Annotated in this window: 19 protein-coding genes, 1 tRNA gene and 1 pseudogene; 11 read left to right on the top strand and 10 right to left on the bottom strand. The window is 51.5% G+C overall.

Features of this window, described 5'->3' with window-relative positions:
• Window positions 1-207: 207 nt before the first annotated feature.
• The 3 genes from UM181_12285 (at window position 208) to UM181_12295 (ending at window position 5,239) form a co-directional block, all read left to right on the top strand.
• Window positions 208-2,628 carry an FAD-dependent oxidoreductase gene (locus UM181_12285; protein WQC62099.1) on the top strand — a complete coding sequence of 807 codons (2,421 nt, stop codon included), beginning with the start codon at window positions 208-210 and terminating at the stop codon, window positions 2,626-2,628.
• A gap of 312 nt (window positions 2,629-2,940) precedes the next feature.
• Window positions 2,941-3,849: an AraC family transcriptional regulator ligand-binding domain-containing protein gene (locus UM181_12290; protein ID WQC62100.1), complete on the top strand. Its 909-nt coding sequence runs from the start codon at window positions 2,941-2,943 to the stop codon at window positions 3,847-3,849.
• Between the two features lie 184 nt (window positions 3,850-4,033).
• On the top strand, window positions 4,034-5,239 hold the full coding sequence (locus UM181_12295) for an acyl-CoA dehydrogenase family protein (GenBank protein ID WQC62101.1): 1,206 nt from the start codon (window positions 4,034-4,036) through the stop codon (window positions 5,237-5,239).
• A gap of 201 nt (window positions 5,240-5,440) precedes the next feature.
• Here UM181_12295 and UM181_12300 read toward each other — a convergent pair whose 3' ends face one another.
• Window positions 5,441-6,358, bottom strand: a complete 918-nt coding sequence (locus UM181_12300) for a LysR family transcriptional regulator (protein ID WQC62102.1) — start codon at window positions 6,356-6,358, stop codon at window positions 5,441-5,443.
• 117 nt (window positions 6,359-6,475) lie between these two features.
• Here UM181_12300 and UM181_12305 point away from each other — a divergent pair, with 117 nt between their 5' ends.
• Complete coding sequence (locus UM181_12305; protein ID WQC62103.1) at window positions 6,476-7,399, top strand: NADP-dependent oxidoreductase; 924 nt, start codon at window positions 6,476-6,478, stop codon at window positions 7,397-7,399.
• A gap of 78 nt (window positions 7,400-7,477) precedes the next feature.
• A complete protein-coding gene (locus UM181_12310) occupies window positions 7,478-8,332 on the top strand; it encodes a DJ-1/PfpI family protein (GenBank protein WQC62104.1) in 855 nt (284 codons plus the stop codon).
• Window positions 8,333-8,478: 146 nt separating this feature from the next.
• On the opposite strand, the gene UM181_12315 is transcribed toward UM181_12310, so the two are convergent.
• Window positions 8,479-8,850 carry a hypothetical protein gene (locus UM181_12315; protein WQC62105.1) on the bottom strand — a complete coding sequence of 124 codons (372 nt, stop codon included), beginning with the start codon at window positions 8,848-8,850 and terminating at the stop codon, window positions 8,479-8,481.
• 58 nt (window positions 8,851-8,908) lie between these two features.
• Between UM181_12315 and UM181_12320 the strand changes: the two are divergent.
• Together UM181_12320 and UM181_12325 are read left to right on the top strand one after the other, a co-directional pair.
• Window positions 8,909-10,041, top strand: a pseudogene (locus UM181_12320) (IS3 family transposase).
• Window positions 10,028-10,309 carry a DMT family transporter gene (locus UM181_12325; protein ID WQC62106.1) on the top strand — a complete coding sequence of 94 codons (282 nt, stop codon included), beginning with the start codon at window positions 10,028-10,030 and terminating at the stop codon, window positions 10,307-10,309. The pseudogene UM181_12320 and the gene UM181_12325 overlap by 14 nt, the downstream one beginning before the upstream one ends.
• Before the next feature lie 151 nt (window positions 10,310-10,460).
• Here UM181_12325 and UM181_12330 read toward each other — a convergent pair whose 3' ends face one another.
• Complete coding sequence (locus UM181_12330) at window positions 10,461-11,801, bottom strand: aspartate aminotransferase family protein (protein WQC62107.1); 1,341 nt, start codon at window positions 11,799-11,801, stop codon at window positions 10,461-10,463.
• A gap of 123 nt (window positions 11,802-11,924) precedes the next feature.
• Window positions 11,925-13,394, bottom strand: coding sequence for a PLP-dependent aminotransferase family protein (locus tag UM181_12335; GenBank protein ID WQC62108.1), 1,470 nt, complete (start codon window positions 13,392-13,394; stop codon window positions 11,925-11,927).
• A 260-nt stretch (window positions 13,395-13,654) separates the two neighbouring features.
• Between UM181_12335 and UM181_12340 the strand changes: the two genes are divergently transcribed.
• Together UM181_12340 and UM181_12345 are read left to right on the top strand one after the other, a co-directional pair.
• A complete protein-coding gene (locus UM181_12340) occupies window positions 13,655-14,287 on the top strand; it encodes a tyrosine-type recombinase/integrase (GenBank protein WQC62109.1) in 633 nt (210 codons plus the stop codon).
• A 903-nt stretch (window positions 14,288-15,190) separates the two neighbouring features.
• Window positions 15,191-16,873 (top strand): recombinase family protein, encoded by a 1,683-nt coding sequence (locus UM181_12345; protein WQC62110.1) that lies wholly within the window; start codon window positions 15,191-15,193, stop codon window positions 16,871-16,873.
• Between the two features lie 186 nt (window positions 16,874-17,059).
• Here UM181_12345 and UM181_12350 read toward each other — a convergent pair.
• The 6 genes from UM181_12350 to UM181_12375 form a co-directional block, all read right to left on the bottom strand.
• Window positions 17,060-17,143: transfer RNA gene (locus UM181_12350), tRNA-Tyr, on the bottom strand.
• 177 nt (window positions 17,144-17,320) lie between these two features.
• Window positions 17,321-17,812 carry a transcription antitermination factor NusB gene (gene nusB, locus UM181_12355; protein WQC62111.1) on the bottom strand — a complete coding sequence of 164 codons (492 nt, stop codon included), beginning with the start codon at window positions 17,810-17,812 and terminating at the stop codon, window positions 17,321-17,323.
• The gene (locus tag UM181_12360) at window positions 17,809-18,339 is read right to left on the bottom strand and encodes a 6,7-dimethyl-8-ribityllumazine synthase (GenBank protein ID WQC62112.1); all 531 of its coding nucleotides are present in this window, start codon (window positions 18,337-18,339) and stop codon (window positions 17,809-17,811) included. Before UM181_12360 ends, nusB begins: the two co-directional genes overlap by 4 nt.
• Complete coding sequence (ribB, locus tag UM181_12365; protein ID WQC62113.1) at window positions 18,339-19,463, bottom strand: 3,4-dihydroxy-2-butanone-4-phosphate synthase; 1,125 nt, start codon at window positions 19,461-19,463, stop codon at window positions 18,339-18,341. The genes UM181_12360 and ribB overlap by 1 nt, the downstream gene beginning before the upstream one ends.
• Window positions 19,464-19,598: 135 nt before the next feature.
• Window positions 19,599-20,375: a 23S rRNA (guanosine(2251)-2'-O)-methyltransferase RlmB gene (gene rlmB, locus UM181_12370; protein WQC62114.1), complete on the bottom strand. Its 777-nt coding sequence runs from the start codon at window positions 20,373-20,375 to the stop codon at window positions 19,599-19,601.
• Window positions 20,376-20,476: 101 nt separating this feature from the next.
• The gene (locus UM181_12375; protein ID WQC62115.1) at window positions 20,477-21,652 is read right to left on the bottom strand and encodes a hypothetical protein; all 1,176 of its coding nucleotides are present in this window, start codon (window positions 21,650-21,652) and stop codon (window positions 20,477-20,479) included.
• Between the two features lie 333 nt (window positions 21,653-21,985).
• On the opposite strand from UM181_12375, the gene UM181_12380 reads away from it, so the two are divergent.
• A complete protein-coding gene (locus tag UM181_12380) occupies window positions 21,986-22,327 on the top strand; it encodes a hypothetical protein (protein WQC62116.1) in 342 nt (113 codons plus the stop codon).
• Window positions 22,263-23,606, top strand: coding sequence for a terminase family protein (locus UM181_12385; GenBank protein ID WQC64751.1), 1,344 nt, complete (start codon window positions 22,263-22,265; stop codon window positions 23,604-23,606). Before UM181_12380 ends, UM181_12385 begins: the two co-directional genes overlap by 65 nt.
• The last annotated feature ends 97 nt before the right edge of the window (window positions 23,607-23,703 follow it).

Genomic DNA, 23,703 nt, shown 5'->3' on the forward strand with positions numbered 1-23,703 from the left:
GGCGTGGATTGAACCAAACGTTTTGTGGCTGCAAGAAAAGCAGTTGATAGATTTTTGTCGTTTTTAAGCAGGAATTGATGCGTAATCTTTTATTTGGTGGCATCAGTGGAAACTTGGTTGAACGTGTAAAGATAGACTATAGGGAGTCTCCAGCACCCCTATAGTTGACAGACAAAGCAACAAGATCGGTTTAAACAGGGGAACGAAATGAAAACGCATGCACAGGCAGTGGTAATCGGCGGCGGGGTTGTTGGATGCTCGATCCTCTATCACCTCACGAAATTAGGATGGAACGATGTTATTCTGCTGGAGCGGGATGAGTTGACCTCAGGCTCAACGTGGCATGCGGCTGCCAATATCCACGGACTTCACGATAGCACCAATATAAGTCGCATACAGCATTACACCATGGGGCTTTATAAAGACCTAGAGGCGGAAACCGGCCAGAGTTGCGGCGTTTTCCAGCCCGGATCCCTTTATCTTGCGCAAACTCAGAATCGATCACACCAATTGCAGCTTCAGGCGGCAAAAGCGAAGCTTTACGGAATGAATTTTTCTGAAATCACCCGTTCAGAAGCTGAAGAGTTGCATCCACTGGTGAATTTTGATGGCATCCGCTCGATTATGTGGGAACCTGATGGCGGCAATGTCGACCCCTCGGGCGTGACCGCCGCGTATGCCGCCGGCGCACGTCAGAACGGGGCAGAAATATACCGCTTTACACCAGTAACAGGGACTGAAGTTCAGCCTGATGGCAGTTGGGTCGTGCGAACATCTAAAGGTGACATTAAAACCCAATGGGTGGTTAATGCCGCTGGTCTTTGGGGCCGCGAAGTTGCTAGGCTTGCAGGGGTTGAATTGCCACTGCAACCCACCGAACACCAGTATTTTGTCACTGAAACAATTGCCCAGATTGATGCGATGGACTGCCGTTTGCCATCGGTGGCAGATCGCGATGGTGAATATTATTTGCGTCAAGAGGGCAAAGGCCTTCTGGTTGGTGCTTATGAGCGCAACCTACGCTTCTGGGCCGAGGGCGAAACGCCTGCCGGATTTGGCCATGAGTTGTTTGAAGATGATCTGGAGCGGATCGAAGAAAATATGATGCGCGCAATCGAACGCGTACCTGCCGTGGGCGAGGCAGGAATTAAACGGGTGATCAACGGCCCGATGATTTGGTCACCAGATAGTAATGTATTGTTTGGCCCAGTGCCTGAACTGAAAAACTATTTTTGTTGCAACGGTGTTATTCCGGGCTTTAGCCAGTCAGGCGGTTTGGGGCTTTTGGCGGCTGAATGGATAATTGAGGGCGAAACAAAATACGATATGTTTGCGTGGGATGTGGCACGCTTTGGCGCATGGGCAAGCAAAGAATTCACCAAATCGCGTGTTGGTGATCAATATGCCCATCGTTTTAGCATCCACTTCCCCAATGAAGAGCGCTCTGCAGGTCGTCCGGTGCGCACGCGCCCCATTTATCAGATGCAAAAAGAGATGGGCGCGGTCATGGGGCTCAACTATGGCTGGGAACATCCGCTTTGGTTCGCCCAGACGCCGGGGGTTAAAGACACCAATGGTTTTACCCGTCAAAATTGGTTCGAGCCAGTGGGCAAAGAATGTAAAATGCTGCGCGAAAAAGCCGGTATTATCGATATTTCCAATTTTGCCAAATATGTGGTGCAAGGCAAAAAAGGGCGTGACTGGTTGGATGCGGTTTTTGCTAATAAAATGCCAACTGAGGTGGGGCGATCCTGCCTGACGCCGCTGATATCAAGGCGCGGCGGTCTGGCGGGGGATTTTACCGTCACCTTGATTGCACAGGATGAGTATTGGATTTTCGGCTCAGGCATGGCGGAGCGCTATCACAAACGGTTCTTTGATTCAGTGCCACTGCCAGAGGGCGTTAGGTTTGACAGTCGGACTGAAGCAGTCTGCGGGTTCAACCTGGCCGGTCCCCTATCTCGCAAAATTTTGCAACGCCTGACAAATACATCGCTGAATAACGAAGATTTTCAATTTATGCGCTCAAAATGTGCCGACTTGGCCGGTATTGATGTGAAAATGCTGCGTGTGTCTTTTACCGGCGATCTCGGTTGGGAAGTACATTGTAACACAGCGGATCAAAAGGCGCTTTACACAGCTTTACTTGAGACAGGCAAAGAATTTGGAGTTGGGCCAGTGGGCAGCCGCGCGCTTATGGCGATGCGTGTAGAAAAAGGATATGGTAGCTGGTCGCGTGAATACAGCCCCGAATATTGGCCGCATGAGCAGGGCATGGATCGCCTGTGTAAAATGGATAAAGATTTTCTCAATAAAGCCGCGCTGCAAGCGGTTTTGGCGCAAGAGCCGCGCGAACAGATGGTGTTGCTGCATCTTAATGAGGCCGCGGTAACCGCTTCAAACGCTGATGCCACAGGGGGTGAGCCCGTTTTCAAAGACGGTAATGGCGTTGGACGGGTGACATCTGGCGCATATGGGTATAGCGTTGGCCTCTCTTTAGCACTGGCTATGGTCAAAGATGTAGGACCAGGGGATGAGGTGGAAGTTATGGTGCTTGGCCAACCGCATAAAGCCAAAATACTGCATCAGCCCCCCTTCGATCCCACGGGTAAAAAACTGCGGGCTTAGAAAATCTTTAACTTGAGGTCGATGATTTGGTGTAGTCGACCACTTAGAACCCGCAATATTTTAGGTCGAACGAAGGGATCGTGTTCGTCTGATAGGGTTAAGACAGGCCAATGATGATAGATAAATTGATATCCGTAAACGTGAACACCTAATATTCAGGGTGGCTTCAAAAACTTTTGATCACGTGGTAGCGACATCGATATGAAAGCTAAAGTTTCATCAGCACAGTATTCAACTGTATCATACCTTTTCATAGAAGACTGGTTATACGCGTTGCGCCTCCTTTGTACTGAAGAAAAGTATCTTTCATTTTTGAAACACGCTGATTTAACGATCGAACACAACCTATCACAGGCTCGTGTGACATTAGATCAACTGGTTCGTCTTTATCAACTTTCTGCAGTGGAAACTGGTGATGAAATGATGGGGCTTTGGAAGCGCCCTATCAGAGCACGTGCTTTGCAGCACCTTTTGACATCTGTACGCGAAGCGACATCACTCACATCAGCGCTTTATAGGTTTTCAACGTTTTGGAACCTATTATTGGACGAGTATCAGTTCACGCTAAATGAAAAAGACAACAGGCTTGTGCTCGCGCTTGAGGCGCAAGATGAAAGCATGCCGCAGCGATTTGGACATATGCTGATCCTCAAGCTGGCGCATGGTCTTATTTCTTGGTTAGACCGTAAGGAGGTTCCTGTAAGCGAGGTAGGGTTTGCCTTTGATAGCCCCAACTTTGCAGATGATTATTCGGTAATTTTTCCGTCATTAGTGAAATTTTCTTGTCGGCAGACTTTCATTTCTTTTGATCTGGCAGATCTCGGCCCTGTACAAATCCGCAGCACAGCAGATCTTGACTTGTTTTTGGAGAATGCTCCGCGCGATTGGATTTTTACGCGCTCTCGCGAACATACCGAGGCATTGCGGGTCCGCAGTTATTTAAGCCGGATGGGTTGGGAATCCGCCAATCTGACCGAGGTTGCTCGCTCGATGCATTTGACGTCACGCACTTTGATCCGCCGGTTAGAAGCCGACGGCACATCATTCCAATCCATCAAGGACGCTTTGCGCCGCGATATCGCAATCCGTCACCTTTCAATAGGGTTGAAAAGTATCGAAGAGATTGCACATGAGGTTGGTTTTTCTTCTGCCGCAAATTTTCACCGCGCTTTTCAAAGTTGGACAGGCACCACGCCAAGCTCTTATCGAAACGGGAAATAGTGCATTAGATTAATTTGTCACTTTTTGACAATAACCTGTCATCTGAAGAGATGGATAAAGAAACTTAAGAACGTTATTCATCCATAAAATAACCAATTTATGTAAACCACTGCGTTTTCTTAAACTCGCCCTCTTCATGGATTTGGCGGGATGGGAAAGGGTGGCCTATCGAAAGGAACATTCTATGTCCGAAAAACTCAATGGAATTCTCGAAGCTGCTCGTCTTCATGCAGAAGAGGTGATTTTACCGCATGTTGATGACTGGAATATAACAAAAACTTGGCCCCGTGCTGCTTCTGACAAGGCAGGTGCTGCAGGCCTCATGGGGTTATACGCGCCCGAAGCATTTGGAGGGCAGGGCTTACCGCTATCAGAGGGTATACAAGTCTATGAACAGCTAGGGCTAGGAGATGGCGCTTACGCGTTTGCCCTTTCGATGCATAATATTTGCACTTTTGCTGCATGTGGATACGGCACCGAAGCATTTAAAGACGTATGGGGAATGGAACTCACCTCCGGTCGAAAGTTGGCGAATTTCGCATTGACCGAACCTCAATCGGGATCTGACCCAATGAAGATGTATACCCGCGCCACGATAAACGAGGATGGCACTTGGACAATCAGCGGTGCGAAAGCATGGGTAAGCTTGGCAACTGAGGCGGATGTCTACTTCACGGTCGTGAAAACAAGCGATGTACCTGGGCACAAAGATATGGCGATGATTGCTATACCTGCTGATGCATCAGGGGTCAGCTTTGGTCCAATGTATGATACGCCATCCTATAAGTTTCTACCGATGTCAGAGATGTATTTAGACAATGTCGTTGTCAGCGAAGATAATATCATCCTACCCATCGGTCAGGGCTTTCAAGGCTCGCTGATGGCGATTGATATTGCGCGCGTTTCTATAGCCTCAGGATGCTGCGGCCTGATGCAATCAGCCCTCGACACAGCCCTCTCTTATTCTAAAAATCGAAAAATGTTCGGCGCTACAAACCTTGATCTAGATGGCATCCAATGGATGTTAGGTGAAGTGGCAACTGATCTTGAAGCTTCTAAACTTTTGTATCGCAAAGCCGCAGAAGCGCTTGGCACACCAAAAGGGCCACTTATGGCCGCACATGCAAAACGATTTGTACCTGATGCGGCTGTTAAAGCTGCAAACACTTGTACACAAGTTTTGGGCGGAATGGGTTTGCTGCAACCTTATGGGCTGGACCGTTTGTCTCGTCTCGCACAAATGCTGCGGATAGTTGATGGCACAACAGAAATTAGCCGCGTTGTTATAGGGCGTGCCTTGCAAAAGCGTGCAGCTGAACTGCCAGATTTACCAATCCCCAAAGGCTTTGGTGAAGCGGATGAAGCCACTGTATCCGTCGCTGCAGAGTAATCCGTTGCATAGCGGAATTATAGAAAAAGGCTGGCGGTTTTTAAAGCTGCCATCTCAAACAGCCATGGTTGCTTCGTCCACAAAGCTGCCGGTCGCTGTGCGCTGCACAAAGGTCTGCTTTGTGGACAAAGCGCGGTTTCGTGGCATCCGGAATAAAGCCGCGCGCTCTGATCTATGTGATACATGCTTAATGACGCAATTTTAAAAATTGAGCGTTTCGCGCTTTAGCTCGGAAATTAGGAACTCAGCGGTTACTTTGATTTTTTGAAGGCGGAACTTGGGTGGATGGTAAAGCAGATACATCGCCATTTTTGTATCTCCGCTGGTTGAAAGAGGGCCGTCCTCAAGATCGATTGCCTGTAGGCGTCCATCAGCGAGTTCTGCCGCAACCGCCCAATTGGGAAGAAGTGCAAGCCCTCGCCCTTCTATCACATTCTCCATAAGTGAGGGTCCATGATTGCTGACAAATACTGGTGCCAGATCTATTGTCTTCCACGTTTCGTTCTTAGATATTTGCCACTTTAACACACCATGTGGCGTGCGATACATAACAACGGGGTGTTGATTAAGCTGATCTGACGACTGAGGAGCGCCGTGTTCGGAGATATAGTCGGGTGACGCCACCAATATAAATCGATGTTCACCCAAACGCCGCGCGACAACTTGCTCTGGCAATTCTGCGGCCGCGCGAATTGCAATATCTGCATCGTTATTCGAAAGATTGAGCATCTGGTCCGTGATATTCAAATCAAACAATATTTCTGGGTATAAACGTCGCAATCGTTGCAATGCGGGAAATACGTATAACTCGGCATATCCAGGCATGGCGGTAATGCGTACGTTTCCTGTTGGTGCAGAAGATTGAGCCTTCACCATCTCATCTGCCAAATCAATTGACTGCAATGCTGTTTTGATTTCGCTCAGATAGACCTTTCCTAGCTCAGTGAGACTGACCGACCGCGTTGTTCGAATAAACAAAGCTGCGCCAAGATCAACCTCCAAATCTTTTATACGCCGGGAAACAGAGGAAGACGGTACACCAAAATGATTGGCTGTTTCGCTGAAGTTTAATGTCTGCGCTAGCATTGCAAAATAGCGGAACGCGCGAAGCCTATCCATAACTCGACCTTTGCATTATTGCCTTTTGGACATCAGTCATAGCTAAATTTGTGATATTATCAATAAGATCAAACAAATTTATGATCTTTTAAGCAATGATAGAAAGTAAGAGAAAACATGAAAGCAGCCGTTTTTCACGAATATGAGGGCCCGGTTGAAATCGCCGAGGTCGCCAAGCCCGAATTACAAGATTCAAGCGTCTTAGTGGAAGTATATGCTGCCAGTTTGAACCCGATCGACAACATTCTACGGGCTGGTTATTTGAAACAGATGTTAGAGCTCACGTTTCCGCATGTGAAGGGCTATGATGTGTCGGGTACGGTTGTTGAAATCGGAGAGAATGTCAAAAGCGTTAAAATTGGGGATGACGTATTTGCCCGCCCTAACCAAATGGATGCTGGTTCGGTTGCTGAGTTTGCGCGCATTCAAGAAGACGAACTAGCGATCAAGCCTTCTAACATGACCCATGAACAAGCGGCCTCTGTCCCTCTCGCTGGGTTGACCGCGTGGCAAGCGCTGGTCACCAAGGGTAAGATTAAAAAAGGCAGTAAAGTTTTGATCCATGCCGGTTCGGGCGGTGTTGGGACCCTTGCCATACAGATAGCTAAGCACTTCGGAGCTTTCGTTGCAACGACCACCAGTGGCAAAAATGCAGGTTTTGTCAAAGAGCTGGGTGCTGATTTGATCATCAATTATACGACCCAGAATTTTGAAGATGAGTTGTCTGATTACGATTTGGTTATCGACACTATTGGAGGTGAAACGCTCGCGCGCTCTTTTAAGGTGTTGAAAAAGGGTGGCACGATGGTTTCGGTTAAAAGCCAAGATAATGATAACCTCGCTGAAAAATACGGCGTCCACTTTGAATGGTTTTTTATGTCTCCGGATGGCAAGATACTTTCTGAGCTGGCTAAACTGATCAGCCAAGGCACCGTCAAAACCGTCATAGATAGCATCTTTCGGATGAATCAAGCCGCAGAAGCATTCGACAGGCTGGCAACCGGTCGTGCCAAAGGCAAGATCGTTATAGCCGTCAAGTAATCGCTGTTCTTACATTTAACTCACGTGGTGAATGCCAATTTGTGCTGACGAAATGCCGCGAAACAGAAAGCCTTAATCATGTTTAAAAGACTTCTGGGCATTGCGCCCAACCCGACCGAAGACGGCGCCTTTATGCCATCACGTCTTGCCCTGAAATTAGCGACCTCCTCCAAGACGGATTACGATGGCGGCGCATATCTCAAGCCCTACAAGGGTGGAAAGTCCCGCGTTCTGGTGGTGTTGACCGAAGAACGCAATATGACAATGGCGAATGGCAAGAAGTTTTCGACAGGCAATCATCCAGTGGAAATGGCACTGCCCATGCTGCATCTGCAAGCTGCCGGGTTCGCGCTTGATATCGTCACCCCAACAGGTGCGCCGGCAGCTATTGAAATGTGGGCTATGCCGAAAGAGGATATTGCAGTTACAAAACTTTTTAGAGATTATGCCGATGCGATTAAAAATCCGGGTAGCCTGGTAAATTTCGCAGTCAATTCCTTGATCGACGATACGCCTTATGTTGGCGTCTTCATTCCAGGCGGCCACGGCGCGATGTTGGGCCTTCCTGAAAACGAAGACCTGGGTAAAATACTGCGCTGGGCACACGGAAAAAACATTTCCATCGTTTCCCTTTGTCATGGCCCAGGAACATTGATGTCGGCTAGAAACGATGGAAATTTCATCTTTGATGGTTACAAAATTGCTCTTTTCCCGGACAAAGTCGACAAGCAGACACCAATGCTGGGTTATCTGCCGGGCCATATGCCTTACGAGTTAGGCGAGGAATTAGGAAAGCTGGGATTAACCATCGTCAACAAAAAAGCCGACGATACTTGCCACATAGATAGAAATCTAATCACGGGTGCCAGCCCTATGGCTTCCAACAAACTTGGTAGGCTTGCGGCAGAAGCGTTATTGGAGACGGCCCGCTAATCTGCAAACAACGCAAGGCGTATTTCAGACATTCATGCGCTTTGCAGCATTGGTCACTTTGACCTCTAACAAACCATCCCTAACTGCCACGCGACAACTAGCCCGGTTTGCGCGAACCGACGCAGCCGAGGCATTTTTACAATTGCTTACTTCGTTGCCCGCCCCATGCGCCAAGTAGCGACGGTATTCTTGATACGGCCTACGATGATCGTCATATCCGCTTTTTCAAAATAGTAAGCATCGTGGTGGTTCAATTCGGAATCCGTCTTCGAGAACGGCCCTAGTTTCTCTACGAACTGGTTTTCGTTCCAAAGCACTCCAATATTGACGTTTAGCATAACCCACTTCTGGGCAATGTTTTGCTCGTCGGTTTGGGTCTTACTAGCGCCCGATCCTGTTAACGAAACGTCAGCCTGTCCACTGATTTCTTCGTCAATGCGCTTGGCTTCGGAAGGGCCTTTTTTGGCACCCCATCTCGGATAAAAGGTTACTTCCGCAACATATTCGCCGGTCGGCAATCCTGTCTTAGCCCCCTAGAACTGTGCCAGTATATTTTGGCATAGGGAGTAAGGAAACATGGCTCGGAAGCGTTATTCTGATGAAGATGTGTTGAAGTTATTGCGCGAGATTGATGTTCATTTGCACGATGGTTTGGACGTTGTGAGTGCGTGTCGCAAAGCTGGGATTTCAGATAAGAGTTATTATTACTGGCGTAAGAAGTTTGGAGGCCTTTCTCGTTCACAGGTTTCAGAGATGAAATCGCTCAAGAAAGAAAACGAGCGCTTGAAGAAGATCGTCGCTGACTTGCAGTTAGACAAGGTGATCCTGAAGGAGAGCCTTGATCATCTAAAGCCACGGGCCTGACGCGGGCTCAGCTTCGTCAGGCTGTTATTCATACGCGTCAAAAGCTGGATATTTCTGAGCGGCGTGCTTGCGCTGTTCTGGATGTAGCCCGCTCAAGTCTGCGCTATCAAGCCAAACAAGTAGATGATACCAAACTACGCTTGGCGATGATCCGGCTGGCCAAACAGTATGGGTGGTATGGTTATAGGAAAGTCACAGCCCTGCTGCGCATGGAAGGCTGGCGTGTTAACCACAAGAGGATCGAGCGCTTATGGAACGAAGAAGGTTTACAGCTGCCGCGCCGGCACAAGAAGCGCAAACGGCTTTATCACAAAGACAGCTCCATCATCAGGCTGCGGCCCACACATCCCAACCATATTTGGGCGATCGACTTTGTGCACGATAAGCTTAGCAATGGGTGCAGCTATAAAATGCTCACGGTTCTAGATGAATATACCCGTGAAGCGCTCTACGTGGCAGTGCGATCCAAAATGAATGCGAACGACGTTTTGGAGACACTGCACCCGCTGCTGATTAAACATGGTAAGCCAGAGTTTATTCGCTCTGACAACGGACCCGAGTTCATTGCCACGCATCTACAGGACTGGCTGAAGAGGATCGGTATCAAACCAATGCAAATCTATCCGGGCAGCCCTTGGGAAAATGGATACAACGAACGCTTTAACGGCACCTTGCGAAAAGAAGTGCTAAACGCTGAATGGTTCCACACCACACGGCAAGCCCAGGTCGCTATCAATGTTTGGCTCAGGCAATACAACCAGATCAGACCTCATCACGCATTAAACATGCGCCCACCCGTCCCAGAAACCTTATTAGAGAAACCAAAACTCAATGGGCGAGTATAGGGGGCTAGACAATCCGACCTCCTTCGCTGTTCTGGTATTCGGCCTTGGCTTCTTGGGAACGGGACTGGCTTACGTTCTTTATTATTATGTCATTAGCAAGCTTGGTGCGGTGCGTGCATCCGCGCTCACGTATGTCCCGCCAGTCGTCGCTCTTTTTCTGGGTGCGCTATTCTTAGGTGAAGTTATCGTCGTTTGGGATTACGTCGCCACCGTACTAATCTTTGCAGGTGTCATACTCGTCAACAAACGGCCAAAGTCGCAAATTTGACATTGGCTAAATGACAGCTTCGTCCGCATAGCTGACATTGGTATAGCGCACAGCGAACGGCAGCTCTGCGGACGAATTGGCCATTCAACGTATTTCCTCGAACGACCGGTTCTCCCCTAAGTCAAAAAATTCACAAACCACGCTCCAACATTCAGGGCTGGAACTTGTCCATCAGGTCACGGAAGCTCTTGTCATACGCGCTGAGAACAGGCTCCACATCATCTATCGACAGGCAAAGTGGGGGTACCATTCTAAGAACGTTCTTGAAGTTTCCGGACTTCGACAAAACCAACCCGTTTTCCCGTGTTCGCTCAAACACATATGCGGTTTCTTCAGGCGCGGGCTCTTTCGTATTGCGGTTTTTCACCAGCTCAATGGCTTGCATGAACCCGGTTCCTCGTACGTCTCCGATGATTTCGTAGCGCTTCTTCATTGCCTGTAACCCTTTGTGAAGTTCGGCGCCAACAACCCGCGCGTTTTCGACCATACCTTCTTCCTCGATCACACGCAGTACCGCGCGCCCTGCGGCACAGGCAACTGGGTTAGCACCATATGTGTGGAAGAGAAATTTTTCACCCATGACTTCGGCGACGTCGCGCTTTGCGATCACGGCACCAAGTGGGATTCCGTTGCCGATGCCTTTGGCCAGCACCAGGATGTCCGGGACAAGGCCATGGGCATCAGAACACCACAGCGATTTGCCCGTCTTGCCGAAGCCCGACTGAACCTCGTCGATGATCATCAGACCACCCGCGGCCCGTATGCGCTCTGCTGCGCTTTTCAGATATCCTTCGGGCATTTCAATGATACCCCCATAGCCTTGAACGGGCTCAACCAGCATCCCGGCCAGTCGGCCTGAAGTGGTGTAGGCTAGTGTGCGGTCCAGATCATCCAGATAGGGTTGGGTACCGGTGCCGAAAGCACCGCGATATTGGTTGGGTTCCACCGCGAAGGCTATGTTGGACAATTGCCCAATGTTCTGCCGGAACCCCTGAACACCGGTTACTGATTGCGCTCCATAGGTGACGCCGTGATAGGAATTGCGAAGCGCCACAATGTCATGGTTACCGGTCGATGCCCGCGCCATCATCATCGCCAGATCAATGGCCTCGGCGCCCGAATTTGTGAAATGCACGACCCAGTCGTGGCCTACCGGCATGGTCGCCGCCAATTCCTCGGCAAAATGTGCGGGCACCGGGTGGTGGAACATGGTCGTACAGTGGGTCAACTGCGCCACCTGATGCTGCACGGCATCGACAACCGCCGGGTGGGCGTGGCCCACGCTGATACATAGGTTCATGCCCAGAAGGTCGATCAGTTTGTTGCCGTTTTCATCCCACAGATATTGCATCCTGCCGCGTTTTAGGATCAGCGGTTTTTCATACGGCACGAAGGCGCGCTGTGAGGCCGCGTAGTATCGGTCGCGTTTTTCAATGATTGACTTAGTATCCCAAGAAACCGGAGCCGCAGATATTTGGTTCCCATTCACCATCTTGTCCTTTCACATTTTCGCCCTTCACTCGGCTTTGAGTGTTCGCCGCAAAGTTAACGACAGCCTGCTGTTGTGCATAGGGGACAGATACCCGCAATAAAAAAGACAGAAGCTCGACAAACGTCAGGCAAGCGCCGCGATCTCTTCGCCGATAACTCGAATGCCAGGTTCAATGGATTTCAGCGGTACCGAAGCGAAACCGAGGCGCAGCTTTCCGTTTCCCCGATCGGGTTCCATATAAAAAACGGATCCGTTGTCATAAAGAACGCCTTTGTTCTTTAACCTCGATTCAAGCTCTTTGGTATCAACGTTCGGCCCCACATCGGCCCAGAAACAAGTCCCACCTTCGCCAGGCGTCAATTGACTTGATGGCATGTGTCGCGAAATGGCATCTTTCATCGCCTGCCATCTGGATCTGTATCGCCGATGCAGGCTGCGAAGGTTCGCATCGTAATAACCAAGTCCGATGAAATGAGCCATTGCATCCTGTAAAATCGTAGGTGGATGCCGAAGGATCGCGCGCCTGAGAGCTCTCGCTTCGCGGATGATATCCGGAGGCGCGACCATGAAGCCCAGCCGAAGCCCCGGGGAAACCGTTTTGGACAGGCTGCCGACATAAATAACCGATCCTGTCTGATCCAAGGCCAGAACCGAGGGTAGCGTGTCGCGGACGTAGTTCATCTCAGCCTCGTAATCATCCTCGACAATGATCGTTTGGTTTGCTTGCGCCACATCCAGCAATCGCTTGCGGCGTTCCAGGGACATTGTCACTCCAGTGGGAAATTGGTGGCTGGGGGTGGTGTAGATCATTCCACATTCCGCAGGGATCGTATCGGGGTCCAACCCCGCCGAATCGACTTTCAGAGCTTGGATGCGGTTGCCCGAAAGCTGAAACGCATTTCGCGCTTCGGGGTATCCAGGCTCCTCTACACCGACAGCGCCGCAAGTGTCGTGAAAAAGAAGGCCGATGATAAAAAGCGCATTTTGCGCGCCCGCGGTGATCAGAATTTCGTCGGGGCTCACTCGGAGACCACGGTAGCTTAGAAGGCGCTTGCGCAGCTGTTCGACAAGCGCCGTGCTGTCCGCGCCGTCTGAATCGCCACTCCAGACAGGCAGGCGCTGTTTGTTAAGTGCCAACCGCATGCATTCCCGCCAGTTTTGGATTGGGAACTTGTTTGGATCGATCTGGTTGTAAACGAACGGAAAGGGAAATTGGTTCCAGTCAAGGGGATGCTCAATCTTACGCAAATCAGAAGGACGTTTGCCAAGTGAAGGGAGCCGACTGCTCACAACCGAATTTTCTTGAATAGCGTGTATTTTGACTTCGACAGAACCTCGCACGAATTCCAGATTTACAAAATATCCACTGCGGTCCTTTGAGATGACAATACCCATCTCCTTGAGTTGTTCATAAGAGGAAAAAACGGTGTTTCGGGACACACCCAACTGGCGGGACAAATCGCGGCATGACGGCAGCGGTTGCCCTGGCCCAATTGTTCCGGTTGAAATTGCTGAACCGATCAACTCACATATCTGAGCCCTGAGTGGCAAAGGCGAATACTCTGGCAAGTTGAAACGATGGCCAATCTTCATCTGTCCCTTCTAAAAAAATAACCTGTTCCGTGCAAGTGTGTCAGGCCACCACTAAAAAGACGGCAGAAGGCTAAGGTTCTTAATTCCGGACATTGGAACTGATTGCAGCATTAGTCACTTTGGGCTCTCAGCTGCCATTCGCTGCGTATATCACAAATGGCAGTGATGCAGAGGAAACCGGACACTCGCAGCTCTGTTAGTATCCACAAATCGACACGGAGTCGGTGCTTGGAGCGGGAGGGATGGATGGAGGATATCACATGTCCAAAATCCAACTTCCTGCAATCAAGCCAAAATCCAAGCCCTGGAACAAGGGACGCCTCATCGGTCAGAAACGCCCGCTCCTGCCGAAACAGGTCTGGGCCATCAGGGCGCGGCTCGAATTGGCCGGAAATCTCAGAGATCTTGCGTTGTTCAACCTTGCCATCGACAGTAAATTGCGCGGCTGCGATCTTGTCCGACTAAGGGTCGGAGACCTCGTGGTCGGCGATCATGTCCGGGAGCGAGTTTCGGTCATCCAGAGCAAGACACAGCGACCAGTTCAATTCGAAGTCTCGGAAGGCACACGGGATTCCATCTGGAATTGGGTTTGCAGTCCAGCGATGCTGGCGGTCATCCATCTCTTCCCGAGCAGGTTTCATGACCGGCCGCATGTGTCGACCAGGCAATATGCCCGGATTGTTCGCCATTGGGTGGCGGCGATTGGTCTTGACCCAAGCGGATACGGCACACATTCACTGCGACGCACCAAGGCCGCGTTGATTTACCGTAAGACCGGCAATTTACGCGCAGTCCAGCTTTTGCTTGGTCATACAAAGGTGGACAGCACGGTTCGCTACCTCGGTGTCGAACTTGCAGACGCGCTGAGTATTGCCGAGAAGATCGACATTTAAGGGTAGGGTGGGCGGCAAACGCTGCCCGCCATTCTTTTTAGACCTTTCGCTATGTCTTCGATCTTCCACTGGACTTCGCTGGCGACAAGAGCGTTACTGACGTCACAGAACACCCAAATCTCCTGCCCGGATTGTCGGGCTTTGGTCAGTACGGGGCGTGGATGCCTCGCGACTGGACGGAGATCAGAATGACCGAACAAATTACAGAAGCCCCTTCAGCGCTCCCGTCAGGAGTCAGGCCCACTGGGCAGCCTGGTAGACCCAAGAGCGATACCTTGCGCAGACTGTTGTCGCGCCGGCATGGGGCGACCGTTGCACAGCTTCAGAAACAACTTGGGTGGCAGCCTCATACGGTTCGTGCTGCGATCTCGCGCCTGAGATCGTCGGGCCTGTCGCTCGAACTCAACTGGTCTGGCAAGGTCGCCCGCTACCGCGCCGTGTCTGGCGAAGAGCGATGAAGGTGAGTGCCATCACTCTGGACATCCCGCAACTCGAAGAGGCAGATGCCGCCATGCTTAGAAGGCTTTGGACGGAGATCATAGGGAGCGCGCCGCCGAAAACCTTCACTGGACGCCTGATGCGGTTAGCGCTGGCATGGGATGCCCAAGCGGCGAGGGAGGGCCGCGAGCCAGTCAAAACTCGGCAAGAGTGGAACCGCATTATCAAGAGAAGAGGGGGTGGCGCTACTAACAGCCCCGCCAAAACTCCACCAAATCCGATAGCCAGCGGTGGGACCCGCATCTTAAAGAATTGGGGCGGTACCGCGCATGAAGTATTGGTGACCGAAGACGGCGCCTCCTGGAACGGGCAGACCTATTCCTCACTATCAGCCGTTGCGCGAGCAATGACTGGCACAAATCGGAACGGGCCAAAGTTCTTCGGGCTGCGTGAGGGGAGAAAGTCATGATCCGCAAGCGCTGCGCCATCTATACGCGCAAGTCGACAGAGGAGGGGCTTGAGCAGAGCTTCAACTCGCTCGATGCCCAACGGGAAGCCTGTGCGGCCTATATCCTCAGTCAAAAACACGAAGGCTGGGCCGAGCTTAGTGACAGGTATGATGATGGCGGCTTCTCTGGCGGTTCAATGGAACGTCCCGGCCTACAACAGCTGCTCGAAGACGTCAGGGCAGGGCGGATCGATGTCATTGTCGTTTATAAGGTAGACCGACTGACGCGAGCGCTGTCGGACTTCGCGAAGATGGTCGATGTGTTTGACGGGGCAGAGGTGTCGTTTGTGTCTGTGACGCAAGCGTTTAATACCACGTCATCAATGGGTCGCCTGACCCTGAACGTGCTTTTGTCCTTTGCGCAGTTTGAGCGCGAGGTGACGGCTGAGAGGATCCGTGACAAAGTAGCCGCCTCCAAACGCAAAGGAATGTGGATGGGCGGTGCCATTCCCCTTGGGTACGATGTGGAGGACAAAGCGCTGGTGGTGAGCCCGACAGAAGCTACTGCGATCCGAACGATCTTTGCGGAATATCTCGCGCTAGGATCGGTACGCCAATTGCGCGCACGGCTTGATGCATTGGGCATCGTCAGCAAACAACGAACCAATCGGTTTGGTCGGGTCAGTGGTGGTACGACCTTCTCGCGCGGGGCCCTCTACAACATCCTGCGCAATCCAATCTACATCGGCAAAGTCCGGCACAAGGAGGAACTGCACGAAGGATTGCATGAGGCGATCATCGATGACGCCACCTGGAAGCTGGTTCAAACTCAACTAGCGGATCATGGTGGCAAAAAGATCAGGTCGACCCGGCGACCCGCCACGCGTCTTCTGGATGGGGTTCTATTCGACGCAAAAGGTCGAGCGATGCGAACGACTTACGCCAGCAAGTCAATCCACACAGATGGGACAACCCGAACGAAGCGATACTGGTATTACATGACGGCAGTGTCCGTTTCGGAAAACAAAACAGAGACCGAGCGCTTTCCAGCGGATGAGATCGAACGGGTTGTGATGAACGCGCTGAACGAGCGGCTCGCTGATATGCGGTGGCTAGCGGATCAGATTAACGGGCAGGTAAGAGAAACAACCGCGGTCTGCATTTTACGGACAATTGAACAGCGCGTCGTGGATGAGGACATCATCAACGACGATGCTCAAGCACGAGACTTCCTGAGCATCATTGATCGTATCGACGCTCACAAAAAACGGTTGGTCGTCTCGCTGAACTTCGCGGCGCTCGCGGAACCTGATGCCACTCACACACCAATATCCGCAACCTTCGAGATCCCGTTCCAAAAGCGTCAGAACGGATGTGCCAAACCGATCGTCATTGCCGCCGAACACGCTCCGCAACAGGACCCAGACCTTATTGCACTGATTGCAGACGCAAGACGGTGGGCAAGTGAACTCCTTGAAGGGAGAGCGTCTTCGATCCAGCAGATAACTGAACGGGAAGGTCTGCGTAGCGGATCGGTCAGCCGCATTCTTCCGCTTGCCTGGCTGGCGCCAGACATTTCAACGGCGATTCTGGAAGGTCGTCAGCCACCGCATCTCACCGCGAAAACACTACGCGCGCTTCCCGAGCTGCCATCGGATTGGGCCGAGCAGCAACGTATCCTTGGATTTGCGCAATCTTGAGTTCGTTTTGAGCAGCTCAAGACCACACGTGCAAATGCCCCGCTGAGACTTTCCCCAAAACAACCCCGAAAGTGCTGAGATCAGAGGCGATTTGTGAGGTCTCTGGCGCACCACTTCCCCATAACCCACGGAAATATAGACACTCTTCCGCACAAGCGCACCGTCGATAGTTTTAGGAAGTCTGAATGGTGGGCGACCCTGGAATCGAACCAGGCGTGCGTCTCCGCGAGGGAGTTACAGTCCCCTGCCACACCTTGCGGCCTGTCGCCCACTGCTCTCTTGAAAGAGCACACTGCCTCGTACAAGGGGAAAAACACGAGGTCAACCTGAAATTTATCACGCGTCCAAATCAGTTTATCCTGCATCAAAAAAACGATGTTTTTGTCGGAATTACCCGGTTGACGCACCGTGACGATTAGCGCGTGTTCAGAGCATTCATATCAAGGCTTAGGGAAAGGCCTCTGGTTTGGTACTGCGCGCCATATGATCCAAAACGGCATTTACAAATTTTGCCTCTTTTCCTTCTGGGTAAAAAGCTGAGGCAACTTCCATATATTCGGATATAATCACTTTCGGAGGAGCCTCACCGTCTAAAAGCTCGGCTCCGGCAGCCCGAAATAGGGCACGCAAGGCTGGGTCTAACCGCCCCAATGGCCATTTTGCAACCAAAGCCTGATCGGTCAATTGGTCGATAGGCGCCTGTAGGTTTACGGCCTTAGTGATTATATTTTTAAATAGGTCAACATCGCCCTCAACGAGCAGATCGCCCTCATAGTCAGCGCCGAAGCGATGGTCTAGAAATTCGGTGCAGATGGTTTCGCTGGTTTGACCAGAGCTTTCCATCTGAAACAGCGCTTGCATCGCATAAAGTCGGCTTGCACTTTTCATCTTACGCTTTTGATTTCCACTTATCGTAAAAGCGGTATCGGAATTTGTCATAATAGGCCTGTCTTGGGGGCTAAGGGGCCGGGGGCAAACCCGATTTTCTTTTGGTCACCTGACCAGGCGCGGCTATGCGCGATCAGATGCAACGCTGCGGCAGCGGCGCCTCCGCCTTTATTTTGCGCCTTCGGATCAGCGCGCGTTTCGGCTTGGAGGCGGTTTTCAACCGTTAAAATACCATTGCCAATGCAAAGCCCTTGCAGACCCAGAAGCGTAATAGCCCGCGAACTGTCATTGCATACGGTTTCATAATGCGTGGTCTCACCGCGAATAACGCAGCCCAGCGCGACATAGCCATCAAATTTCTGCAAGCGCTCGGCGATGCCGATCGCGGTCGGAATCTCTAAAGCGCCAGGGACTTCGGCCATCTCGAACGTGCCCCCCACATCCGCGATTTGCTGCGTGGCCCCTTGCAAAAGATTATCGGCAATATCTTTGTAATAAGGCGCCACCACGATCAAAAGCTTGACCGGTTGCTCAAAGCTTGGCTGAGCTAGCGTGTAATGTTGTTCTGACTGCGCCATTACCCTAACACCGATATTTTGCGCGTTGACACAATTTCCAGCCCATAGGCGTCTAAACCCACAACTTTAGGAATCGGAGAGTTGGTCAGAAGTTCTAGCTTGGACAGGCCGAGCGAAGATAATATCTGCGCGCCAAGCCCGTATTGGCGTAATTTCTTGGGCGAGCTTTCTTCACTACTTTCTAATTTCATCGCTGTGTCGCGCAATAAAACCACAACACCGCGACCCTCGCGCGCGACCAATTTCATGGCATCGCCAAATTCAGCGGCGCGCCCATTGGGGCCAGTGCCAATAATGTCGAGCATAGGGTCCAATGCGTGCATCCGCACCAATACAGGGTCAGATCCCGAAAGATCGCCTTTGCAAAGCGCAATATGCTCATCCCCGTGGGTTTCATCTACGTAACTGCGCATCACCCAACTGCCGCCAAATTCTGATATGATTTCTTTCTCGCTTTGAACCCGTACCAAGTTGTCATGCCGCCGGCGATAGGCGATCAAATCGCTGATTGTACCAATTTTCAGTCCATGACGCTGCGCGAAGCCGACCAAATCGGGCAGGCGCGACATGGTGCCATCCTCATTCATGATCTCGCATATTACCCCGGAAGGGTTCAAACCGGCCAAACGGCTGATGTCAACGGCGGCTTCAGTATGACCGGCGCGCACCAACACACCGCCTGTGCGTGCGCGCAAAGGAAAAACATGGCCTGGAGTCGCGATATCTGACGCAGATTTTGACGCGTCGATCGCCACCGAAACGGTGCGGGCCCGATCCTGCGCGGATATGCCTGTCGTCACCCCTTCGCGTGCCTCGATTGAGACCGTGAACGCGGTTTCGTGGCGCGATGAATTATGCGTACTCATAAGTTGTAGCCCAAGCTGGTCAATCCGATCAGAGGTCAGACATAAGCAAACCAACCCACGCCCATGCTGTGCCATAAAATTGATCGCATCCGGTGTGGCCATTTGGCCAGGTATCACGAGGTCGCCTTCATTCTCACGATCTTCATGGTCAACAAGAACAAACATCTTGCCGTTTCGGGCGTCTTCGATGATCTCCTCGATCGAAGAGATCATGTCGCTATAGGCGTTCTCGACCTCGCCCGCAGTTTCATAATTCATGGCTATGCTCCAGCGCTTTGGCCCTGCTTTAGTGGGTTTAAAAAGATTTGACCAGAGGCAGTATTGCTTTTGAACTGTACTCTGAACCGACAGCTTCTTTTCTTAAGCTGGAAGCTGGACGTTTTATTTTTCGGATCAAGATTGTAAGGAATAAAGCGAAACCGCTGCTGCGTTCGAAACATTCAACGATCCGAAGCTTTTAGCAGACTGTATTCTCGCCAAAACATTCACGGTCTCTTTTGTGCGCTGTCGCAAGCCTGGCCCTTCGGCGCCCAACACAAGCGCAAGAGGTCGGTCGCGTTTACCGACGCTCGCTTGCTCGATCGTGAGATTGGCCTCTCCATCGAGCCCGATAACCCAATATCCCATTTCTTGCAGCGCAATGATCGTATCGCTTAAATTACGCAGGCGCAGGTAGGGTTGGCGTTCCAATGCGCCGCTGGCAGTTTTTGCTAGGGCTCCAGTTTCTGGGGCGCTATGCCTTTGGGTGCCAATCACCGCATTGGCACCAAAGACTTCTGCAGATCGCAAAATCGCGCCCACATTATGCGGGTCGGTGACTTGATCCAACAAGACCAAACGCGGCGCGCCGTCACCCGCGGCCAAGGCAACATCCTGAAGGCTACCCCAGTTAAGCGGTTTCACCTCTAAAGCAGCCCCTTGATGCACTGAGCCGCTGTCTAGGGGCGCGGCAAAGCTGCGGGGATCGGAAAATTCAGGTTCGATACCCGCCACAGCGATTGCCTCTGCCAATTTATCGGCCGCGTTTTTGCTGACCACCAGCCGTAGTTTTTCACGTTGCGGGTTTCTAAGCGCATCTTGAACAGCGTGGATGCCAAACAACCAGATGGTTTCTTGGCTGGCAGCCTTTTTTTGTTGCTCTTTCTGAACAACCCATTTGGGTTTTCTCATGATGTCACTCTGCTCTATCCTTAGCGTATGCAGCCCGCTATCATAGACCGAGGGCACGAACCAGAGGGAAGCCAAGTTTCATCTGGTAGATCATTCCAGGGTCAAGGGGCTAATCTTAACATACGCTTGATCTGGGGCCAAATTGTCAGTCCCATACCAAGACAAGCCAGAATTAAAAACGCCAGGTAATTTAAAAAAGGTACCAAAGAGAGGATGAATAACAGAGCGGTCGCCAAACCTGCGGCTTTCAGCTGGTCACTCCGCTGATCCGGCGCAAATCCAGAAATATTTTCCAAAGCAATTTTGCCTAGTAAATATCCGGCCGCAATCCCCCCAAATCCGGCGGCAATGGCCGCTGCAAGCAGGAAGAAAGGCATAAGAATTACGCCAACGCCCGTGAGCGCGAAAACCAGCATCAGACCTAAAATCATGGCGAAGGCGAGGACACCATTCCATCCTGTGTTGAAGGGGCGCGTTTTTAGCGTTTCGGAGTTTTCAAAAATACGATGGGGCATAAACAAGCCAAATAAGATCATCAAAACGCCTATTTTCAAAATAAAGCCGACTTGCTGCAACAGCCACAGATTTGGTGGGACCGGTTTGCCGCGTTCAAAAAGTGCGGTAGGCGCGGGGGTCATGGTTACGCGATCCTCGCTGATAAGCGTCGTTAAGGCGGGCCCGCTGAGTTCTGTCGTTTCTGATAATCTGAGCTTTCCCAAGAGTTCAGCGCCCTCTTTAAATTCGATTTTCTGAGCTTTAATATCAAGGTCTTGGTGAATTACAGAGGCGATGACAACGGTTTCGCCCCTTACATATGCGGATCCGAAGATGGGGGCGTGCAGTTCAATATGTTCGCCAAAAGCGCGCAGATGCCCATCGATCTGGCCTTTAACTTGAATGCGTTCTCCCGCGATCTGCACGTTTTTTGAAACCGGCCCATTGATAAGAACGGACTGTCCTGTTGCGTATAAGGCGCCCTTGATCGCCGAGCCAATAGTGATCGTTTGTGCCAGCAAATGGGCTGTATCTCCCACTGTGGCCACGGGCGTGCTGAGCGTGATGGACTGCCCCGAAGCGTAAAGCGGACCTGCAATCGGAGCTGTGATATATATGGTTTGCCCTAGCAGATGTGCGGATCCTGCGACCGGAGTGCTCAAATTTATCGTATTCTCAATCAAAAAAATATCTGCAGCGTTTACATCACTGCGCTCCTGCGCAACGGCGTTGAAAGTAAATGATAAAAAAATGAAAAATTGGTAAACTGAGGCTTTGAACAAAACGATACCCTCCTCTTTAAAAATGAAACATGCGCGCCATTGGCACGGATGTTCACTAGCCGTTGAGAGCGATTAATCTTTGTTGAAAATGTGGCCGGATAGAGGCGTGATGCTCCCGCATAGCTGCGAGTATCGCCGGCGCTATGTATCCGTTGTGGCAAAGCTTTTTAAAGTCTTACCGTAGAACACGCTCGATTGGCTATTAATTAAGCCCCGCCATGCTTGGTTCGCGCAGCACATGAAAACCAGATGAAGGGGGCCGAGCAAAAAGGTTGAGCCAGCGCCGCATTGCTTTGTTTGCGGCGCTGTCGATCTTATCATTGTGAGGGCTGGATGATCCTGAACACACCGAACGCCAATATCGGATCCTTAAAGTCGCGGCTGCATAAGGTGGCGCAGGTTCTTGAGGAATTTATCGAAGAAATTGAAAATCTCAGGCAGCGCCTGTCAAGCGATGCGCCCGCTTCAGGGGGCGACATGCGCCGCCTGTTTTTAGAGCTGAGGAAATGGCTGATTTGGGCCCATGAATTGGAGCGATTAAGTGGAAAATACCGTCAAACGAACAGTGCGGGAGAGGCCGGTTACAGCCTCGACTTGGAAGCCGCAAGGCATCAAATTGGGCGCCGCTTGGATCGCTTGCGCCAAGCCGAGTTTGAAGAAGAAATTTCTGGATGAGTTGTCGGATGGCGAGTTAATGGCTCTGCCATATTTATTTGAATTTTGGGCTTTAGAGCATCAGATTCCTCCGTTAAATTATTGGAAAACATGGATTGTTTTAGGTGGAAGGGGTGCGGGTAAAACCCGCGCTGGCGCAGAGTGGGTACGCAGCCAAGCGGAGGGTGCACTGCCAGAAACTTTGGGCGCTGCCAAACGGATTGCGCTGATAAGTGATACATATGAGCAAGCCCGAGACGTGATGGTGCATGGGGAAAGCGGCATCTTGGCGTGCAGCCCACCAGATCGGCGCCCGCTATGGCAGGCCTCGCGCCGGCGCTTATTATGGCCGAACGGAGCGATTGCTGAAATCTGCTCGGCGTATGATTATGAAGCCTTGCGCGGGCGCCAGTTTGATGCGGCTTGGGCGGATGAATTGGCCAAGTGGAAACATGCCCAAGAGGCGTGGGATATGTTGCAATTTGCGCTGCGGCTGGGTGAAAACCCGCGCCAATGTGTGAGCACGACCCCGCGCAATATGCAGCTGTTGAAAACCCTTATGGCCGCGCCCAGCAGTTGCATAACCCATGCGCCAACCGAGGCCAATAAAGCGCATCTTGCCGCCAGTTTTCTAAAGGAGGTACGCCGCCGCTACGCGGGCACGCGCTTGGAGCGCCAAGAGCTGGACGGACTGCTGGTTGAGGATCTTGAAAACGCGCTTTGGACGGATGTTGCGCTTAACGCTGCGCAAGTCAAACAAGCCCCCGAGTTGGATCGTATCGTGGTGGCAATTGACCCCCCGGTGACTGGGCACAAAGCCTCAAATGCCTGCGGAATTATTGTGGCTGGCTTGCGAGCCAAAGGCCCTGAGCAGAGCTGGAAGGCTTATGTTTTATATGATGCAACAATAACCGGCAGCAGCCCCAGCGCTTGGGCCAATATCGCGGTCAAAGCTTTTCATCACTGGGGCGCGCAACGCGTGATCGCCGAAGTGAACCAAGGGGGCGATTTGGTCGAGGCGGTTTTACGGCAGGTGGCGCCCATGGTTCCCTATAAGGCGGTGCGCGCAAAATTTGGCAAATCAATGCGCGCAGAACCCGTGGCTGCGCTTTACGAACAGGGGCGGGTGTTTCACCTGCCTGGGTTAAACGCGCTTGAACACCAAATGTGTGAAATGACGCTGCATGGGTTTCAAGGGCAAGGTAGCCCCGACCGCGTGGATGCTTTGGTTTGGGCCTTGAGCGAGCTGATGCTGAAGCCCCATGTTAAATCAATAAAGCCACGAATGCGTTTGTTGTAACCTCGCAACGCCAGCGCCCGTTGCGATGCGGGCCTGTTAAACCCTTTGTGGTTTTTTCCAATCAAACGCCTTGCTTGATCAATGGGGCGGGCATTCA

Source organism: Alphaproteobacteria bacterium US3C007 (assembly GCA_034423775.1).
GTDB classification, from domain to species: domain Bacteria; phylum Pseudomonadota; class Alphaproteobacteria; order Rhodobacterales; family Rhodobacteraceae; genus Thalassovivens; species Thalassovivens spotae.

Excerpts from the sequence above, each read along its gene's own strand:
- UM181_12285 (WQC62099.1), top strand. The coding sequence starts at position 208 with ATGAAAACGCATGCACAGGCAGTGGTAATCGGCGGCGGGGTTGTTGGA.
- UM181_12295 (WQC62101.1), top strand. The coding sequence starts at position 4,034 with ATGTCCGAAAAACTCAATGGAATTCTCGAAGCTGCTCGTCTTCATGCA.
- UM181_12300 (WQC62102.1), bottom strand. The coding sequence starts at position 6,358 with ATGGATAGGCTTCGCGCGTTCCGCTATTTTGCAATGCTAGCGCAGACA.
- UM181_12305 (WQC62103.1), top strand. The coding sequence starts at position 6,476 with ATGAAAGCAGCCGTTTTTCACGAATATGAGGGCCCGGTTGAAATCGCC.
- UM181_12310 (WQC62104.1), top strand. The coding sequence starts at position 7,478 with ATGTTTAAAAGACTTCTGGGCATTGCGCCCAACCCGACCGAAGACGGC.
- UM181_12325 (WQC62106.1), top strand. The coding sequence starts at position 10,028 with ATGGGCGAGTATAGGGGGCTAGACAATCCGACCTCCTTCGCTGTTCTG.
- UM181_12330 (WQC62107.1), bottom strand. The coding sequence starts at position 11,801 with ATGGTGAATGGGAACCAAATATCTGCGGCTCCGGTTTCTTGGGATACT.
- UM181_12335 (WQC62108.1), bottom strand. The coding sequence starts at position 13,394 with ATGAAGATTGGCCATCGTTTCAACTTGCCAGAGTATTCGCCTTTGCCA.
- UM181_12340 (WQC62109.1), top strand. The coding sequence starts at position 13,655 with ATGTCCAAAATCCAACTTCCTGCAATCAAGCCAAAATCCAAGCCCTGG.
- UM181_12345 (WQC62110.1), top strand. The coding sequence starts at position 15,191 with ATGATCCGCAAGCGCTGCGCCATCTATACGCGCAAGTCGACAGAGGAG.
- nusB (WQC62111.1), bottom strand. The coding sequence starts at position 17,812 with ATGACAAATTCCGATACCGCTTTTACGATAAGTGGAAATCAAAAGCGT.
- UM181_12360 (WQC62112.1), bottom strand. The coding sequence starts at position 18,339 with ATGGCGCAGTCAGAACAACATTACACGCTAGCTCAGCCAAGCTTTGAG.
- ribB (WQC62113.1), bottom strand. The coding sequence starts at position 19,463 with ATGAATTATGAAACTGCGGGCGAGGTCGAGAACGCCTATAGCGACATG.
- rlmB (WQC62114.1), bottom strand. The coding sequence starts at position 20,375 with ATGAGAAAACCCAAATGGGTTGTTCAGAAAGAGCAACAAAAAAAGGCT.
- UM181_12380 (WQC62116.1), top strand. The coding sequence starts at position 21,986 with ATGATCCTGAACACACCGAACGCCAATATCGGATCCTTAAAGTCGCGG.